Origin of the sequence: Paenibacillus sp. OAS669, assembly GCF_014873645.1 — a bacterium.
In the GTDB taxonomy this organism is placed as follows: domain Bacteria; phylum Bacillota; class Bacilli; order Paenibacillales; family NBRC-103111; genus Paenibacillus_S; species Paenibacillus_S vulneris.
In genome coordinates, this window is record NZ_JADBDR010000001.1 from 403,311 (window position 1) to 422,870 (window position 19,560).

A 19,560-nucleotide genomic window follows, 5' to 3' on the forward strand; every position below is an offset into this window, starting at 1 on the left:
CCTGTTTTACTCCGTTATTTTCGATGCAACATACGCCAGATCCATAATATCGATCTTATTATCGTAGTTCATATCCGCCGTCTTAGCTGCTGCCCAGTCTGCGCTGGTGGAATCTTTACCGTAATGGTAAGCAACGATCGCGAGGTCGCCTACATCAATGATTCCATCCTTGTTGAGGTCTGCAGACACTTCCTTAATGACAGCTGCCTTGAACGTATCTACCGCGCTGTTCAGTGCGGTGACTGCATTGTCGACCTGGGACTGCGTCGCGCTTGAGCTGTCTTTGACGGCTTTGGCTGCATTGATCGCTACGCCGAACGCATCCTTGGCTGCTTGCGGGTATTGACCCGGCAGTGTGCCAACCACCGCAGTATCATATAAGCTTTGTGCATTCGTAATCGCTGTTGCCAATGCCGTCTTGTCTACAACGGCATCAATCTTGCCTATAGCTATGCTCTTGCTGCTGAGCGCCGCCTGAATCACAGTTCCCTCAGGAGCCACACCCAGCTTGGCTTGGGCTGCCGCAATAGTTCCGGTTGTATTCTGGACACCGGCTTTGACCCTGAAGGTTACATTCAGAACCGGCGTGCTGACTCCAGATACGCCTCCGATATCGGCGGCAATGAGCCTTACTTTTCCGGAAGTCGCCTTATCCTCTGTCACGATCTGGATATTGCTGTTCGCACCTGCCGCACTTACATAGTCAAATACGTTGGAATCATAAGACAAGGTGATGTCCTGGGCAAACACGCTTTGTGTCAGATTGTTCAGGCTAACGCCCACGGTAAAGCTGCTTCCAGGCTTCACGCTGCTGTCTGCGCTAAGTGCGGCTGCAGGTACCTTAGCCTCCGGCCAGACCGGATCTGTCGTTGCGGTACTTGTGGTCAAATAGATCCGGTCTATGGCAAGGCCGGATTCCCTTCCCCAAAAGTTCAATTCATGCACGCCGGCGGAAATATTCAAAGGAATACCTCCCGTCACTACAGTACCGCCGTTGCTGAGATTCACCCATTTAAACTGACCACCGCTGACACCTTCAATCCCGTTGGAAGTGAATTTATACTGATTATCCAACCCCACATGGACGGAGTCCGTTTGGTAGCTATGACTCTTGGCAAGAATCCAAACATAGTAGGTTCCTGCAGTCGTGAAGTTGATTTTATAATTCAATCTGGAGCCGGCTGCAAGGCTTGCCGCATCTGTGCCCGGCGTCACCGAAGTGCCGTCGTCAGGTAAAAACTGCATGGCTTTCGTAGATAGACCGTCCACAAGCGACCAGGTATGGCCGTTGGCGGTGCCATGTACGTACGCTTCAGCGGAATTTTCCGCTGCTGTTTCTGCCTCAATAGCTACGGAAACAGGCGTATTAAACTGAATGGTATAGACCGCTGTTTGTAGGCCTTCCCTGCTTACAGTGACCGTGGCTTTTCCCGGCACCCCTGCCGCTTGGGTAATAGAAACACTCGCAGCAGGATCATTGGGGGTCGCGGTAACATGGGGGACTGATCCTGCAGGAACATCCAGGGAATAGTCGTATCTACTCGGACTGAACCCGCTCACTTGCGCCCCGTTTACCTGGAGGGACTTCAAATTCGTATCAAAGTTGGATCCTGCTAACTTGTCATCTATTTTGAAATAATCGAAGTCAACATAACCGCCTGTCGTCTTTGTGGCAAAATTGAATAAGGCAAATCGGTAACCCATAAAATGCGGCAGCGTATAGGACATTTGAAGTGTGTTACCTATGGATGCCCAACGCTCACCGTCAAGACTGTAATAGAAATAGGCTTTGTCCGTCCTATTCTTATAATCCAATTCGGTCCTTAAATAGATGACATTCTGAGTGACAGGGATACTTGCTGCTTCCACTGCCGTCCCTGAGCTTCCATTTACCATAACAACAGATTTGGTAGTCCCGCTCATTTTCACACCGATAAACCCGTAGTTCTGCTGAAATGCGGCAATGCCGGCATAGTCTCCGTCCTTCATATGGCTGACATCTATAGCAACCGTTCCCGAGCTTTCCGGACCGAAGGTTCTTTGGGAAAGCGTATTTCGGGCATTAAGAATACTGCTGCTCGTGCTTCCAGTAGTGAGTCTCAAATACCCTGGCCGGTCGGTTAGGGACCAGTACCGATTGTCAGGATTATGGTTCCACTGCCACACCAGGGCAAGATTGGATCCGTTGTCATCGTTTTCTCCGTTTGCCGCCTCTGTATGGTAAGCGCCAACTTTCTCTGCTCTTTGATCAAAGCTATCCGATGAGACCCATGCTCTTGAGAGGCCTGCAGCAATTCCCGTATCATTGACATCCCCGAAGACGGGCCATCCATCCTCGCTCCATGTCATCGGAACAATGTAAGGTATGCGCCCGACGGAGCCGTAGTCCTGGAACAACACTCCGTACCATTTTCCGTCAGGGGATTGAACAATCCCTCCTTGTGCCACACCGGCGCTGTTTGAATTACTGCCCGATTTTAAAGCAATCTTTCCCTCATAGGTACCATCGACAGTATCCGCCCTATGCACTAATTCCGTGCGGATGCCCCCTGATGGCCATGAGATATTGAAGATGTAATACTTACCGTTTATTTTATAAACGTGTGAGCCCTCAGCTCCAAGGCCACCCGATCCTCCGGGAGCGCTTGCATTTTGAATGATCGTTTTATTCATTCCGCCTGCTTTGATGGCTGTGGCATCTGAGGTCAGCTCAATAATCTTTATGGTTCCATTACCGTAGACCATATAGACACGTCCGTCATCATCGAACAGCAGGGACATATCATGATACACTCCGCCGGCAAGCTCATACTTTTCCCATGGACCCTTTTCTATGTCGGCCGTTTGAAAGATATATGTCTTTCCAATATCATTGGAGGCAAATACCACATAAAACTTGCCGTTATGAAAACGGATGCTGCTGGCCCATGAGCCTTTCCCATATATGTTTTCTCCATTGGAGAGGGTTTGTTTGTCAGTAGACGCAAGGATATCATATACGTAATTGACGATCTCCCAATTGACGAGATCCTTGGATTTCATGATTGGAACCCCAGGGTTCATGTGCATTGTCGTGCTGGTCATATAGTAAGTATCATTTACCCTAATCACATCGACATCCGGCACATCCGCCCATATTATGGGGTTCTTGGCCGTGATGCCATCCGCATGTGCAGTAAAACCTGGCAAAGAGCTTATGATTAATGAAAAAACGAGTACGAATACCAATAATTTCCCCATGGATTTCAAACCTCCCGTATTGGCTCAATCTACATTTTTGAAAATGCAAAGGTTTTTCCAGTTTTTTTGGTAGCGCTTTAATTTTTGTTATTAGCAGCTTTCGGAACCTTTGTTTGAAAGCTTAGGCATTCCTGCAGCAATCCGTCGGGTTGCTCGGCACTAAACAATTTATACAATATTAGGGACAATAAGGTGACTATCTATGTTGGCGAGCTGAAACGGACTAGGGGATTGGGTAGAGTAGTTAAGACCAGCCGTTACTGGAAATGTTATCGTTGAAGTCTGAACAATCGAGGGCGTTAGCTTGCTTTATGTATTGGGAACAAGCTCAGTTATCTGCAAGATGCAATGGTTTGAAGGGCTTAAGTTGTCTTTTCTAGCATGGCTTTATGCTTCTAATTTACAGCAATCATCTTGCCAATCCCCCCCTTATTAACGATCTTGTAATTTCCCTGCGTTATTAAAAAAATAACCCCTTTTGTAAGCGCTATCTGTCCACATTATAAAGGGGGGGCAATACCAAATTCTATAGAATAACTAGATACTATTTGTAATTACTAAAGAAATAGTGATTTCCCAAATGATACGGTTACAGGCTTTGAGCCCAATCGGAGATGAGAAAAACGTATCGACGTCTGTTCAATGATGAGGACCGCGTTCAGCGGTAGTTTTTATCGCCAATAGAAATGATCTTTATCACGCTGACGCTTTAATAAAGTTAAACATTTATGTGGTAAGAACAGTCCGCTATAGGCGGACCGCTCTTTCCCCCGTTTATTTGATTACATAAGACAAATCATAGCGGGCGAATAAATCCGACATCGCTTTCTTGGCTTCCTCCGCATCCGGGCCCATCACGTACAGCTCATAATTGTGATGATCAACTAGGGTTACAAACACACTAAGAATGCTTTTCGCGTCAACAATGACATCCCCGAATTTCAGCACACAAGATGAACGGAATTGATTCGCCGTCTTTGAAATTTCCCAACCGATTTCTGTTGTATTATGCATATCAGACGACCTCCCCTCCAGCCTTCTTTCTAGTGCCAAGCAGCTTTTGCAGTACGATAAACAAGAATAGCAGCAGTCCGATTGCAATTTTGGTCCACCAGGAGCTAAGGGTTCCTTCAAACATGATCAACGTTTGGATGATGCCTTGGATCAACACGCCAACCAGCGTGCCCGCAATATAACCGGTGCCACCGGTCAGCAAGGTGCCGCCAATGACGACAGCCGCTATCGTATCCAACTCCGTCCCCAGCGCATGTAGGCCGTAACCCGACAGCATATAAAAGGTAAAGACCACACCCGCAAGCGAAGAGCAGAAGCCGCTTAAGGTATAGACAAGTACTTTTGTCCGTTTGACAGGCAACCCCATTAACATAGCCGAATGCTCGTTGCCGCCTAATGCATAAATATTGCGTCCAAATCGGGTATAATGTGCAAGCAGGATAGCTCCAACAACCATACAAAGAGCGATAATGACACTAATGGAAACATAGGAGCTGCCAAATACGTACACTTTGGTCTGTGAAACCGCCTTATACCATTCATTCTCGATCGTAATACTCTCAATGCTGATGACATAGCATAGTCCTCTTGCCAAAAACATCCCCGCCAATGTTACGATAAACGGCTGCAGATTGAAATGATAAATCAAACTGCCCATGCACCATCCAAACACGCTTCCCATAAGCAGTACTAACGGGATAACGGCACCCGGCGGCCAATGATGATTTTGGACTAAGCTTGCGGAAATCATAGTAGTTAATGCAATCATAGAACCGACGGATAAATCGATCCCGCCCGAAATGATGACAAAGGTCATCCCAATGGCTGCAATGAGCAGGAATGAATTATCGATCAGCAAATTAAAGAAAACTTGCAGTGAGAAAAATCCCCTATACTCCACTGAGCCCGCCGCAAACATAACAACAAATAAGGCTATGGTCACCAGAAGCGGTAAATATCTTTTATCTATGCTGCGCAGCCTCATACGGTAACCCCCTGCTCCACGTTTTTTTGTTTGGCTTTGCGCTTGGCTGCAAGCGATGCACGGAAGGCATCCGATTGAATCAGGCATACGATCAGCACAACGATAGCCTTGACGACCAATGTAATCTCCGGTGGTACACCGATGGAATAGATGGAAGTCGTAAGTGTTTGAATGATGAGCGCGCCGATGATGGTGCCCGATAAATAAAATCTCCCGCCGTTCAATGAGTTGCCGCCAATCACAACGGCCAGAATCGCATCAAGCTCATACCACAGCCCGGCATTATTCCCATCTGCGCTGGATACGTTCGAGCTTAAGATAATACCGGCAAGCCCGCTTAAAAAGGCACAGAGTACATATACGATAAAAATGATTGAGCTCGACCGGATTCCTGCAAGCCGGCTCGCCGTCGGATTGGAGCCGACTGATTCGATAAACAGTCCTATCGCTGTTTTTCTTGTTAGGATCACTGCTATAAGAAAGAAGAACGTAATAATAAAAATCGAGAACGGAAGGCCAAATAAATAGCCTCCTCCTATAAAGGAGTAAGGTTTGGAGGACACGGTGATGATTTGTCCGTTCGTAATTAATTGTGCCACCCCACGCCCTGCGACCATTAGGATTAAGGTTGCGACGATCGGTTGAATGCCCAAGAAGCTGACTAATAGCCCGTTCCAAGCACCTGCGGCCAAGGAAAGCAGAAGCGCAATGCCTAAAGCCATAAACAGTGTGCTTATGTCGCTGGTGCCCTGCTTAGAGATGAGCAGGCAGGCCATCGCTCCTGCGATGGAAACGATGGAGCCAACCGATAAATCAATCCCCTTGGTAGCGATGACGAATGTCATACCGATAGAGATTAAGACAAGAGGTGCAGCGCGGTTCAAAATATCAATCAGGCTGCCGAACAGATGGCCTTCCTTCATCGTAATGGAGAAAAAATCATGATTATGAACGACATTGGCGATCAATAAGAAAGCCAATGTCACTAAAGGCCACAACAAACGGTTGCTCATTCGCCTCCCCCTCCTGCAATTAATTTCATAATATCCTGCTGGCTCACACCTTCGTTTCTTATTTCAGCAATTTTTTTCCTGTCCCTCAGGACGGCAATTTTTTGAGAGGAACGAACGACTTCCTCCAGCTCGGAGGAAATGAACAAGATGGACATTCCTTTCTCGCACAGCAGTGCCATCTGTTTCTGAATTTCCGCCTTCGCCCCGACGTCAATCCCCCGTGTAGGTTCATCCAGAATGAGCAGCTCGGGATTGGTCAACAGCCATCGTGCCAAGATCACCTTCTGCTGATTACCACCGCTTAAATTTTTGATTAAAGCCTCAGGACCCGGCGTTTTGATATTGAGCAGCTCGATATATTGATCCGCAAGCTCGGTTTGCTTCTTCTTCGTCAAATACCGGAATGTGCCAAATGTTGCTTGCATTGCAAGAATAATATTTTCCCTCACCGTCAAATCCTCAATAATGGCCTCCGTTTTCCGGTTTTCGGGGCAAAAGGCTATTCTTGCGTCTATCGCTTGGCGCGGGGAATTCAGCTGCACTACTTTTCCGCTGATTTTCATTTCCCCCTGATCCGCCCGGTCGGCTCCGAACAAAATACGGGCGATTTCCGTACGGCCGGAACCAAGTAATCCCGCAAGGCTCAACACTTCACCCGGATACAAGTTCAAATCGAACGGTTCGATGGAGCCTTTTCGCGCAACCTGCTTTGCCTGCAGGAAAGGCTGCTTTCCGCTGTTCTTTTTATGTGAAGCCGTCATATTCGGCAGCTGTTCCAACTCAGTTACCTCTTTGCCGATCATTTTGGATACGAGATCCATGCGGGACAGCTCTTCCGTCAAGTACTCCCCTTCGAATTGGCCGTTTCGCAATATCGTGATCCGATCGGACATTTCATAGACTTGATCCAGGAAATGCGTAACGAATAAAATCGCCAAGCCTTCCGATTTCAATTTTCGCATGACGTTAAATAATTGCTTCACTTCATTCGAATCTAAGCTGGATGTCGGCTCATCCAAAATTAATATCTTCGCCGAAACATTGAGGGCTCTGGCAATGGCGACCATTTGTTGAATGGCTATGGAATAGGAACCGAGCAGCTTGGAGGGATCAATGTCTACATTTAGCCGCTTCAGCAGCTCTCGGGAACGGGAATTCATTTCTTTCCAATCAATAAAACCTCTTCGCATCGGCTCGCGCCCGATAAAAATATTTTCAGAAACCGTTAAATTGGTACATAAATTAACCTCCTGATAAACGGTGCTAATCCCGAGCTCCTGGGCTTCCAACGGGCTTTTAGCGCGAATCTGCTGCTCGTCAAGCCATACTTGGCCTTCGTCGATGGCATGTACACCTGTCAATACTTTAATGAGAGTTGATTTGCCTGCACCGTTTTGACCCATCAAAGCGTGAATTTCACCTGAAAACATTCGAAAGTATACGTTGGTCAAAGCCTTCACTCCGGGAAACTGCTTATGAATTCGCTCCATGCGCAATCGAGGTTTTTTATCTGTCACCTTGCTGCCTCCTATCCTGAATACATTCTATATCCCAAACTCTCCCGCCAAGCTGCGTTTTTTGATGCAGCTTTACACTGTTGCAGCCGGCGGGAGACATTCTCTTTCACAATATGGTCAGATTAATATTGACGGTTCGGCAATTCCTTCGCAGCTGTTTCTTGCGGGAACACGCCTTCTTTGGTCAAAATACGCTTAGGCACCTCTTTGCCAGCGACAATATCCTTGACAATTTGCATCACTTGCGGCCCCATTAGCGGGTTACATTCGATAATTACGTTAATCTTGCCGTCCTTCATGGCTTGGAAAGCATCCTTGGTTCCGTCCATGGAAATGATGAGAATATCTTTGCCCGGCTTCATGCCCGCTTCCTCAAGGGCCTGAATGGCACCAAGCGCCATATCGTCGTTATGCGCGTACAAGACATCCATTTTGGTGTTCTCCGCCTTCGCGGACTTGATGAACGCCTCCATAACTTCCTTCCCTTTAGCGCGTGTAAAGTCACCTGTCTGGGACTTCACGATTTTCAGGTTCGCGTTATCTTTAATCACTTCTTCAAAGCCTTTCTTGCGGTCGATCGCCGGTGCGGAGCCTGTCGTACCTTGCAGCTCGACAATGTTGACCGGGCCTTTCTGATCCTTCACTTTTTCGAGCAGCCATTTCCCTGCATTGCGTCCTTCTTCTACGAAATCGGAGCCCAGAAAAGTTTTATACAGAGATGTATCCTTGGAATCTACCGCACGGTCGGTCAGTACTACCGGAATATTCGCATCCTTCGCTTCCTTTAGCACCGTATCCCAGCCAGACTCAACCACCGGGGAGAATGCGATGACATCCACCTTTTGTGCAATATAACTGCGGATCGCCTTGATTTGATTTTCCTGCTTTTGCTGCGCGTCGGAGAATTTCAGTTCAATTCCCGCTTCCTTAGCCGAATCCTGGATAGACTTGGTATTAGCCGTGCGCCAGCCGCTCTCCGCTCCAACCTGAGCGAAGCCAAGCACAATTTTCTTGTCGGCCGGTTTCGGCGTATCGCCGCCTTTGGCAGTTGTGTCCTTAGCCCCGCCTGTCGTCGCATTACCGCCGCACGCCGCGGTTAGAAGCATAGATGCCATCATCAAGACGGCCGCGCCTGATTTCCACTTCATTTTCATCCGTTAAACCCTCCTTTTATTTCACCATCGATGGGTGTAACTTTATTTTAAAACGCTTTCAAATGTGATTGAATAGAATCCATTCTGAATAAATTAGAGTCTTTTTCGGTGTTTTCGAGCCTGGAGAATCGAAATTTTGTTTTTTTATGAAGTAATTTGAATTTTTTCGTCCCGCCGCGTCAAGGAATAAACAAAAAAAGCCCGGCAATTGGGCTTTGTCTGAAGATAGTACAGCTTTATATCCTAATATTTACGATTGCCGATCTCACGGGCGGCGGTCCCCTGCGTGAACACCCCCTCTTTAACAATAATTCGCTTCGGGATATTCCTTCCCGCCATAAGCTCCCGGACCGCCTGCATTAAGAGCGGTCCGAACAGCGGATTACATTCCACCGTACAGTTGAGCCTGCCATCCAGCATCGCTTGAAAGGCTTCCTTCCCGCCATCGACCGAAACGATCACGATATCCTTGCCGGGTCTCAAGCCGATTTCCTCCATGGCTTCCATGGCTCCGAACGCCATATCATCATTGTGAGCGAACAGCACCTGAATATCGCGGCCATGCTTCTTTAAAAAACGGGTCATGACTTCCTTGCCTTCTTCTCTCGTAAAATTGCCCGTTTCGCTGGCGATGATTTCCATGTTCGGGTTATCCTTAATGATTTCCTCAAAGCCCCGCTTCCGATCCAGCGCGGGTGCCGAGTTCTCCGTACCGCGGATTTCGGCAATACGAATGGGCCTGTTAACGTTCCTCATTTTATCGATGACATATTTCCCTGCTTTGCGGCCTTCTTCCACAAAATTAGAGCCAATAAGCGTAATATACAAGGAGTGGTCCTTCACGTCCACAGACCGATCCGTTATAATGACGGGAATACCAGCCTCTTTCGCTTCCATAAGTACGTTGTCCCAGCCTGTCTCAATGACAGGAGAGAAGGCTATCACGTCAACCTTTGCCGCAATATAGGAACGGATCGCTTCAATTTGCTTGCTTTGCTGCTGCTCGGCATCCGAAAACTTCAAGTCGATTCCCGCTTGCTTGGCGGCATCCTGAATGGATTTGGTATTCGCGTTACGAAAGCGGCTTTCCGCTCCAACCTGCGAGAACCCCAGTACGACGGGCCGCTCGTCTTGCTTGAGAGCCGTTGTCAGGCTGGAATCCGTTTGGAGCACGGCGGGAGCTTGTACAAGGGTCTCCTTCGGTACAGGCACAGATGTACACGCGCAGAGAAATACCAACAAAAGGATGACCGCCTTCCCCCAACGATTATACACCCCATTCACCTTCCCTTATCGAAATGAAGACACCTTGTATTATTTAATGCTCTTCAATGATTGCTGCGTTACAAAGGTCGGCTCTAACTGATTCCATTCCTGCACCGCCTTTCCGTCGCAAGCATCGTTTAGCAGCTGGATGATCCTGTCCCCCCAAGCATCCTCCTGGAGCGACATTAGAGCGGTAATCTGCTTGTTCATAACTCCGTCCAACAGCTCCGGGGAACCGCTGGTTGTTACCGATAATTGGCTTAAACCCTTTGCTTTCCAAACAAGAATCGCCGCAGAGCCCGCTAACGAATCCAGGGCGGCATAGGCTTCAAAATGCGGATGTGCATCTATCATCTTTTCTACATTTGCTATCGCTTTATCAAGACTATCCCCGTCCGTTCTCAGTTCAAGGAGCTGCATTTCCGGCAACCTGGCCAAGTAGTCTCTAAAGCCGGCAACCCGCTGCTGTATGCTGGAATAGGATATCGTACCCGTCTCGGCAATGATCATTCCCTTCCCGTCCAATGCGCGATCAATATACGAAGCAAGCATACGGCCAGCCTCATAATTATTGACACCTATGAAGGCGGCACGTTTGCTTTGCGGTGCGTCATTATCGAAGCAGATGACTTGAATCCCGGCATCCACCGCTTTATTAATGTAAGGCGCTAATGCATCCGCATTAACCGGACTAACTGCAATGCCGTCCACGCGCTGCTTGATCAGATTTTCCATCATCCGAATTTGCTGCTCGAGATTCGCCTCATCCGGTGCCTTAATCACGAGCTGTGCACCAAGCTTGCTTGCAACGGCTTCTGCTCTGCTCGTCACTACCTTGTGAAACACATCGGCAGTCGAGTAGACGATAGCGAACGTACGGCCCTTCTTCTGCACACTCCCTCCCGCTCCATGCTGCTGAATAGTTGAAGATGCTGCTGTCGGCTCTTGCTTGCAGCCGCTGGTCAGGCTTATCAGAATGCAGCATAGAATCAGTAAAGCCCGGTTTGTAACTCGGGCCTGCATGGCCGTTCCCCCCTTCTTATCGCTATGCCTGATTACGGAATACTTTGGTTGTAACGCCGGTGATTTTTTTAAATACCGTATTAAAATAATGCGGGTCGTTATAGCCCACCATGGCAGCGATTTCATATGATTTGGCACTCGTTGTTTTGAGCAGCTCCATTGCCCTCTTAATGCGCGTCTTAATTAAATAATCGATAAATGTCTGCCCTGTCCCCTGAGAGAAAATCCCGCTGAAATGGCTGGGGCTTACGTTCACATAGGCTGCAACAGCCTGCAAGGAGAGGTCCGGATTATCAAAATTTTTATCGATATAATCCTTCGCCTTGGCGAGCAGCTCGCCGTATTTGTCGGTTATGCGCTCCCGATGCTGAAAGGCAAGCATGAGAACGGTGGTGGCACATGCCCGCACCTCCTCCAACGTATTGCTTATTAACAGCGTTTCCTCCACCGGTGCCATCTCGGATAGAAATGCCTGCACATCTCCGTTGGATTCATGGATAACCGCCATTACAGAGGCAATCATATCCAGAATAAGATAATGCCAGTAAAATTTGCTTTCCGCCCCGGTCTGCTTATCAATGCTATGAATGTAACCGCAAACAAAACTATCGATCCTGGAGGCATCTCCCATTTTCAAAAAATTGGTCACTTGTTGACGGTCATAGCCCGCCAGGCCTCCTTTATCCACGCTGACGATCGGACGATTGCGCAAAAAATAATGGTAGCATTTATTTTGCTCTGCTTCAGAAAACGATGCGGCAATTTCCTGGACTCGCCCTTTCACGGTTCCTTTGCCATAATAAAGGATGCAGCCAAGTCCTTCTTCTATCTGCTTCAGCTTGCGGATAAGGCTGTGGACGGTATTCTCCACCCCTACCGTTTCTTCCCCTTTTATTATCCAGACATGCTCTTTTTTGCTGCGTTTCACATGCAGATGGCCGGACATGTCACTCAATAATTGCTTAAATAACGAGTGTGTCTCAGCTTCATCCGTCAGCTCCGCAAGCACTACCAGGTAATGCCTTGCAATGAGACCAATGCCAAGTGCCTCGGCCGCATGAATAGCATCCGCTGTCGGTATAGCGCCGGAGCACAGGTCGATCAGCAGCTGTTCCTTGACGGTTTCCTGGTTGATGCTCGCTCTCATCTGCAGCAGCTCTTTATTTTTCTGCTCCTCGCGCTCCATATCGATTTTGGCAGCAACCCCATGGAGCACTTGAAGCAGTTCCTTCGCGTTAATCGGTTTCAGACAGTATTCCTCCACCCCAATCCGCAAAGCTTCCCTTGCATAATGAAATTCGTCGTGCCCGCTTAAAATAATGATTTTGACCGCAGGCATCTTCTCTTTCACAATCCGGCTTAGCTGGAGTCCGTCCATAAAAGGCATTTTAATATCGGTTAACAAAATATCCGGTGCCAGGTTCTCGATTAAGGGGAGCGCCATCTCCCCGTCCGATGCGTCGCCGCAATAAATAAACCCCTCCTTCTCCCACTGTATCCGATTGCAGATACCTTCCCGAACGAGGATTTCATCATCCACCAACAACACCTTTTTCATCTTGCTCTCTCCTTATCGGTATACTCACGAGCACTGTCGTGCCAAAGCCATATTCGCTTTCGATCCGAATACCGTACGGGTCTCCGTTATAAAGATTAATTCTCTGGTGCACATTGATAATTCCGAACCCCGCCGGCTGGGCTTGAAGGTGCTTGCTCTCTGCAAGAAGCTGTCTAAGCTGCTCTTGCTTCTCCGCCGTCATGCCTGCGCCGTTATCCGATACGCACAGCTCGATATTGCCGTTAGCTCCAAACCCGCCTGTGATTCGAATACAGCCCCTCCCCCGCTTGTTCTTAATGCCGTGATACAAAGCATTTTCAACCAGCGGTTGGAGTGTCATTTTCAAAACACTGCAGCTAAGCACGCTGTCCTGCACATCAATTTCATAGTCCAGAATGTCCCTGTACCTCATCTGCTGGATCGTGAGATAGTTGGCGATATGATCCAACTCTTCTTTAATCGTAATCTCATCCCTGCCTTTGCTTAACGAAATCCTGAAGAAGCTTGCGAGCGCATTCACAATGCCGATCACTTCCTCGCTTTTTCCGTTTTCCGCCAGCCAAATAATCGAATCGAGCGTATTGTACAAAAAATGCGGGTTAATTTGAGCCTGCAGGGTCCGGAGCTCCGCAAGCTTGATCTGCTCTTGTTCCTTAATACTGGCTTCAATCAGCAGCTTGATCTGATCGAGCATCATGTTGAAGCTGACCCCCAAATCGGCTATTTCATCCTGACCCCCGCCAGGCACCTTAGCATCCAAATAACCGGAGGCCGCTTGGCGCATTTTATTTTTTAAGTAGCGGATCGGACGGATCAACCGGTTGGATACGTAGGCGTACAAAGCAATAGTAAAGGCAATCGTAAAGATGACGCTGACAAATATAAGGGTCTGAATCTGATCCGCATCCTTGGTCACTTCCTCCAGAGGCACTTCCCCGACGACCTTCCAGCCTGTAAGCTCTGAAGTCTTGTACACGATAAACTGCCTCTTACCCGCCAGCTCACGAATGTCGTTCCCCGACACAGCACTTAATTGCAGCTTCGTCAAGCCTGCTACGGCTCCTGTTGATTTTAGCCTTTCCGGTAAAATAATCGGCTTGCCCTGCGGGTCCATGACATAAAAGAAGCCGCTGTCCCCCATCTTGGTATTGTTGCAAAAATTTTCGATAACCGATACATCCAAATTCATCACCATAAAACCGATGACTTCGTCCGTAATCTCCTGTTTTACCGTGGAAATAATCGAAATTAATGGCGGCCGCTCCTCCTCTGCCCGGTCCAAATTGCTGATCCCTTGCGAGCCGGCAGGCGGAATGATAAGCACCTCGTCGGGATGGGCCAACAAGCTCTTGAACTCCGGATAGAAGAACGGATCCTCCTCCATTTGAAAAATGCCTCGCTTCTCGCTAATCCCCTTGCCATAGCGGTTAAACAATATAATATTCGTCAGGCCATCGCTGAACCTGTATGTATCCCGGTAAAGGCTGAACGTTTTTAATATATCTTTAGCCTCATTATATGTCTCGCTCTGAATGAGCAGAAATCTCAGCACATTGGAGTTTCTGCTGATGTCCAAAAATTTCCGGTTGTCCGAAAACAGCACATCGATATCGTTCTTCAGATGCTCCGCCACAAGCTCCGTCGTTGCAATGCTGTGCTTGGAAACGGTGTTATACGATTTCGTGTAGCTGATAATCCCTATCACAATTAAGGGAACCGCCGTCAGCATCACAAACATGACTAACATTTTTGCCCTTAAACTGGAGGCGATCCAACGGTACCATCTCATGCCGGTCCCCCCGGTTCTCATCGTTTCGTTCCATAATGCGCTTGCGCCATTACATATTTTAAGCTTTTTTACAGATTAAGAAAATAGAAAATAATGCGCATTTGTTATGATTTTTTCAGTTTAAAACAAGAATAGAAGCAGCCTGTTCACCCCGATCCGGATCATACAGGCTGCTTTTGTCAAGCCAAGCTTCATTTTAAAAGTGTCGGAAGACGGTACCCTTCCAAAGAAGACTCTAGTTAATTTTGGGATTGCTGTATAATAAACTGGTCCAATTGTTCCTCCGCATTCTTCAATGCGGTGTTCACGTTCGTACCCTTAAGCAGCACATCGTTTGCGGCTGAATTTACAAGGGATCTGCCTTTATCATCAAATTTAGTAAATTCTTTTACTGCCGGCTTCAGGGCAAAGAGAGCGTTCACGTTTTTCCCTTTGACTGTGGGAATTTCCGCGCCGTACTCCTTTATCAACTCAGGCGTTTTTTTCAAAGAGGTAAGTACGCCGTTTTTATTCAGCAGGTTCTGCACCTCATCGCTAGTCATCACTGACAGAACCTGATAGGCCTGCTCCTTGTGTTTGCTTGTCGAGGTCACTACCAGCGTATGTGCATCCACCTGCCATGCATAGCCCTGTCCCTTCTTGACTGTCGGAACGGTGACCATATCCCATGGGAAGCCCTCACCTTTCCTTTCCATTTCACTGAAGTTCCCGATAGCATCAGGTCCCCAGAAGGCACCCATAGCTACTCTTTTTTCTTTATTAAATATAGCCCAGAGATCCGGTAATTTCTCATTAACTACGTAACCCGGCAACGACATGGCCGATGTAAACATGCTGAGTACCTGTTTCCAGTCATCCGTCTGCAATTGTGCCTTGTTTGTTTTCGTGTCTACATAGGGAAGGTTAAGACCCATCGCCATACGGTCTGCTCCGCCTGTTGAAATCCCGAGGTATTGTGTGCCTCCGTCCTCTCGGGTAAGCGTCTTTGCCAAGCTGAATACTTCGTCCCATGTCATTCCGTCCTTCGGATAAGGGACCCCAAACCTATCGAATACCTCTTTATTGTAAAAAAGTGCGGGAATATTCATTTTATAGGGAAGCGCTATCACTTCGCCGTTGCTGCCGAACTGCTTCAGCGAATCCATCAGCACCGGATCAAATCGGGATAAATCCGTGTTAAATTTTCTAATGTAGGGGGTTAAGTCTTCCAGGACCTTCAGCGTCTGTAGTTTGGGGATTCCCGGCAAGGAGGAATAGATAAGATCCGGGGTTTCCCCTGCAGCGACCAAGCTCTCTATACTCTGGCTGGAATCAACCTTTTCTAGTGTAATGTTGGGGTATTTCTTTTTTACTTCCTGAACAAAGTACGTCTGAAACGAATCATCGGATAACGCAGTTGATACTACGGCCAGTCTCAATTTAACGGGTTCCGTACTTACAGAAGCATCCCCGCTGGTCTCTACTGCGCCATTTTTCTGACTTGCGCAAGCCGTTAACGAAAGCAGCGATAGCATAACCGTGACAATCAAATAATTCCTCGTCTTCATTCTGATCCTCCCCATATCATTCATGATTTCTCGTATGTATCATAGCAGAACTGCTTTCCACGATAGTGGTTTACAATAAGAAAAATTTACAGACCAGAGAAGTTTGTAATTTTAAAATTCAGCTTCAGGGCAGTGAACCTCCATCCGGCACGTCATGCGGCGTTTCCACCCGGTCCCGTTCTGTCATGTCTAATCGGCTTAAGGTTGTGGTATTTCTAATGGATACATTATATAGTAAAAACGCTTTCATAATCCATGGAGGAATTAGATTTTAATTTGTAATTATTAAATAATTTTTGTCTGGCATCTCTTTATTGCGCCATGAATCAATGTTACTATGGTCTTGTACGATGACTTTTGTTGAGGCACCCGGTTATTTTCGATTTAATACAGGTGGTGGGCAAAGTTGAACATGGAACAGCTTCAAACAAGACTTCCCGGTATTATCCATTTTGTAGATCGACGCTGCTTTCCGGAATGGAAGATTGAGAGGGATATCATCCAATTCCATGATCTTACCTTTGTTGTTGAGGGGAAATCAAACTATTACGTCAACGGTGTAAAATATACGGTGGAAGCAGGCGATGTCATCTACATCCCTTTGGGAAGCGAACGCGAGGCTCACACAATTAAGGAAACCCCCATGCATTCCTATGCCTTCAATTTCAACTGGTTACCCATGGGCAGCCCGGATGCGCTTCCGCTCGATACTGTGACCAAAAATATCATTACAAGTGAAATGTTAAATTACATCCGACAGTTCAATCAGGTTTGGGCCGGCAGGCAGCCGGGATATATTATGCAATCAAGGGCGTTATTCATGCTGATCATGCATCAGGTTATGACCATCTATTATCGTAAAGAGGCTGAGGTTCGATCCGACAAAAGGATCAGTCAAGTGCTGGAATACGTCATGGAGCATTATTCGGAGGAATTGAACTTAACCAAGATAGCCAGGATCGTCAATCTTCATCCGGCTTATCTGGGGAAGCTGTTTAAAATCAATACCGGCTGCTCGTTTAAGGAATATTTGAACCAGATCCGTGTCAATCATGCCGAGATGCTTTTGTCGACCGGGGGATTTTCTGTAACGGGGGTTGCCGAACGTTGTGGCTTTCACGATATTTCCTATTTTAGTAATGTCTTCAAATCGATTAAGGGATACCCGCCTTCTGCTGTGAGGAAGTGAGTCAATGCCCTACATCGCGCCGCGCATAGCAGAACTGCTATATTGCTATTATTGTCATGGAAAGGTGAACGATAGTGCCAAAAAAGGATGATAGCCCTCTACCAGGGATTCAATACGGTTATTCTAAATCAGTTCTTATTAAATCCAGCTATCATTATCATGACAATTATGAAATTTATTTTCTTATTTCCGGCAGCAGCGAGTATTTTGTAAAGGATAAAACTTATCCGGTTTCAAATCATGATATCCTTTTTATTCCCAAAGGAACGTTACATAAGAATAATTACATTTCGCGAAGCTATGAGAGGGCCGTCATTAACTTTACAGAGGACTACATAGGTTCAAAATTCATATGCAGAATGAGACCTCTTTTTGAGCAGTGTATTTACAAGCCACAGGACCCTGAACGGATTAAAAAGCTATTCTTTTTGATTGGAGAGGAAATGGATAGAAATGATGATTTATCCTCTGATCTTATTAAAAGTTATTTCATCCAGCTGCTTTCCTACTTTATTAGAAACAAGTCGGAATTCGTCTATAATAGCAACAGCAATGCAAACCCCACTATAGAAAGACTTGTTCGGTACATTAATGCAAATTATCATTTATCGATAACATTAGACTCTGCGTCTGATATGCTTAATTTAAGCAAATCTCATCTTTCCAGACTTTTTCTTAAAACTACAGGGTTGGGCTTTAAAGAGTATGTGCAGATCATAAGAATCAACAAGGCCAAGCAGATGTTAAAAGCTACAAATCATTCTATCAGGCAAATCGCTTTCGACTGCGGGTTTAATGACAGTAATTATTTTTCAAAAGCTTTCAAAGAATCAACAGGGTTGTCACCTTTGCAGTACAGGAAGTATCAAAAAAGAAAAAGTCCATGATCATCATGGGCTTTTTCAGTAACCGAACGGTTTATTTTTTTAATTTTTCCTCAATTGCTTTGTTCGCCTTTTCTTCGGTTTCCCGTAAGACCGTATTAACATCTTTCCCTGCTGCCAATTCTTTAGCCGCGGAATCAAGCGCCGAACGAACTAAACCGTCATACTCCGTAAGAGGATCGTTTATTTTGCGTGTTTTTGACTTAAATATACCGCTTACGTTCTTTCCTTTTAGATAAGGTACATTGGTGCCATACTGAGTTTGAATGTCCGCTTTGGCTACAACGGAAATTTTTCCGCTTTTGCTCAGCTCTGCTTGTACCTCATCGGAAGTAAAGATCGACATCACTTCAAAAGCTTCATTCTTATATTTGCTGTGCTTATTCAGCATAATCGTATGTGGGGTAATGATACGGCCTGTACCGATGGCTTCAGGGTAGTTAGGAAGCGAGACGAAATCCCAAGGAAATTTATCCGCGATACTCGGATCCGTGCTCGCTATCATATCGGGAATCCAGGCGGTCAGCATGGCTATATTCCCGTTCTTAAAGAAATCACCGCTACCATAATTGAGCTTCTTATCCTCTCCGAGAAATCCGGGAATATCGATCATCGCTTTCATCGTGGTAAGAACTTTTTTCCAATTGTCGTTATTAATGGTCGCTTTGTTCGTAGCCGGATCAACGTACGGTAAAGAAAGTCCATAGCCTAAACGGGAAACCGTATCGGGACTCAGCCCTATGTATCGGACCCCGTTTTCGGTTTTGGTCAGCTGGCGTGCTAACTGGATGATCTCATCCCAATTCATCCCGTCTTTCGGATACGGGACAGCGAATTTATCAAAAATATCTTTATTATAGAGAAGAGCTGCGATATTTTGAGCGACCGGTAAAGCGTAGATTGCACCTTTTCCGCCGCTGTAAACTTTTACAGCATCTATGGCATTAGGGTCGAAACGGTTCAAATCGAAGTTGTTGCTCTTAATCAAATTATTCAGATCCTCCGGCACATCAAGTTCTCGCCAAAGAGGGGTGTTAGCGTCTGTCGTATAGATCAGATCCGGGACGATGCCTGCGGCCACTAATTCCTCCGGATTGGTGCCTGTCCCTTTACGTACAATATTAAACGAAATGTTAGGATATTTCTTTTGTACAGGCTGAACTATAAATTTGTCTATTTCCTCATTGCTGATCGCCGCGTGCTGGTAAAGTGTAAGCGTTATCGGTTCGTTTGTAACTTTCGGTTGACCCGCCCCTTTGTCAACAATCCCTTTATCATCCTTTGTGCCTGTTCCTTGGCTGCAACCCGCAAGCACTGTGATCAATACAACAGAAGATGCAATTCTAGTCAATTTCATCTTTTTTCCCCTCCTAATGGTGTC

Annotated in this window: 14 protein-coding genes; 2 read left to right on the top strand and 12 right to left on the bottom strand. The window is 46.7% G+C overall.

All coding sequences use genetic code 11. From position 1 onward, the window contains the following. Positions 1–6: 6 nt before the first annotated feature. From GGC63_RS35045 to GGC63_RS01525, 11 genes are all read right to left on the bottom strand, one after another. On the bottom strand, positions 7–3,240 hold the full coding sequence (locus GGC63_RS35045) for a family 43 glycosylhydrolase (protein ID WP_192700827.1): 3,234 nt from the start codon (positions 3,238–3,240) through the stop codon (positions 7–9). A gap of 774 nt (positions 3,241–4,014) precedes the next feature. Next, entirely contained in the window at positions 4,015–4,254 is a 240-nt protein-coding gene (locus tag GGC63_RS01480; protein WP_079908802.1) for an HPr family phosphocarrier protein, read from the bottom strand. Position 4,255: 1 nt separating this feature from the next. After that, entirely contained in the window at positions 4,256–5,239 is a 984-nt protein-coding gene (gene yjfF / locus GGC63_RS01485; RefSeq protein ID WP_192700828.1) for a galactofuranose ABC transporter, permease protein YjfF, read from the bottom strand. Continuing rightward, a complete protein-coding gene (locus GGC63_RS01490; protein WP_079908800.1) occupies positions 5,236–6,252 on the bottom strand; it encodes an ABC transporter permease in 1,017 nt (338 codons plus the stop codon). The genes yjfF and GGC63_RS01490 overlap by 4 nt, the downstream gene beginning before the upstream one ends. Beyond that, the gene (locus GGC63_RS01495; protein ID WP_256865213.1) at positions 6,249–7,769 is read right to left on the bottom strand and encodes a sugar ABC transporter ATP-binding protein; all 1,521 of its coding nucleotides are present in this window, start codon (positions 7,767–7,769) and stop codon (positions 6,249–6,251) included. Before GGC63_RS01495 ends, GGC63_RS01490 begins: the two co-directional genes overlap by 4 nt. Positions 7,770–7,891: 122 nt before the next feature. Further along, positions 7,892–8,923 carry an ABC transporter substrate-binding protein gene (locus GGC63_RS01500; protein ID WP_079908798.1) on the bottom strand — a complete coding sequence of 344 codons (1,032 nt, stop codon included), beginning with the start codon at positions 8,921–8,923 and terminating at the stop codon, positions 7,892–7,894. A gap of 243 nt (positions 8,924–9,166) precedes the next feature. Then, complete coding sequence (locus GGC63_RS01505; RefSeq protein WP_318780963.1) at positions 9,167–10,198, bottom strand: ABC transporter substrate-binding protein; 1,032 nt, start codon at positions 10,196–10,198, stop codon at positions 9,167–9,169. 39 nt (positions 10,199–10,237) lie between these two features. Then, positions 10,238–11,212, bottom strand: a complete 975-nt coding sequence (locus GGC63_RS01510; RefSeq protein WP_192700829.1) for a sugar ABC transporter substrate-binding protein — start codon at positions 11,210–11,212, stop codon at positions 10,238–10,240. 22 nt (positions 11,213–11,234) lie between these two features. Then, positions 11,235–12,770, bottom strand: a complete 1,536-nt coding sequence (locus GGC63_RS01515; RefSeq protein WP_192700830.1) for a response regulator — start codon at positions 12,768–12,770, stop codon at positions 11,235–11,237. Further along, positions 12,745–14,559, bottom strand: coding sequence for a sensor histidine kinase (locus GGC63_RS01520; RefSeq protein ID WP_192700831.1), 1,815 nt, complete (start codon positions 14,557–14,559; stop codon positions 12,745–12,747). Before GGC63_RS01520 ends, GGC63_RS01515 begins: the two co-directional genes overlap by 26 nt. A gap of 239 nt (positions 14,560–14,798) precedes the next feature. Further along, positions 14,799–16,106, bottom strand: coding sequence for an ABC transporter substrate-binding protein (locus tag GGC63_RS01525; protein WP_192700832.1), 1,308 nt, complete (start codon positions 16,104–16,106; stop codon positions 14,799–14,801). Positions 16,107–16,518: 412 nt separating this feature from the next. Here GGC63_RS01525 and GGC63_RS01530 point away from each other — a divergent pair, with 412 nt between their 5' ends. Continuing rightward, on the top strand, positions 16,519–17,295 hold the full coding sequence (locus GGC63_RS01530; protein ID WP_192701388.1) for an AraC family transcriptional regulator: 777 nt from the start codon (positions 16,519–16,521) through the stop codon (positions 17,293–17,295). Positions 17,296–17,369: 74 nt separating this feature from the next. Continuing rightward, positions 17,370–18,182 (top strand): AraC family transcriptional regulator, encoded by an 813-nt coding sequence (locus GGC63_RS35050; RefSeq protein WP_192700833.1) that lies wholly within the window; start codon positions 17,370–17,372, stop codon positions 18,180–18,182. A 31-nt stretch (positions 18,183–18,213) separates the two neighbouring features. Here the strand turns inward: GGC63_RS35050 and GGC63_RS01540 are convergent, their stop codons facing one another. Continuing rightward, positions 18,214–19,536 (bottom strand): ABC transporter substrate-binding protein, encoded by a 1,323-nt coding sequence (locus GGC63_RS01540; RefSeq protein ID WP_079908792.1) that lies wholly within the window; start codon positions 19,534–19,536, stop codon positions 18,214–18,216. Between the last annotated feature and the right edge of the window lie 24 nt (positions 19,537–19,560).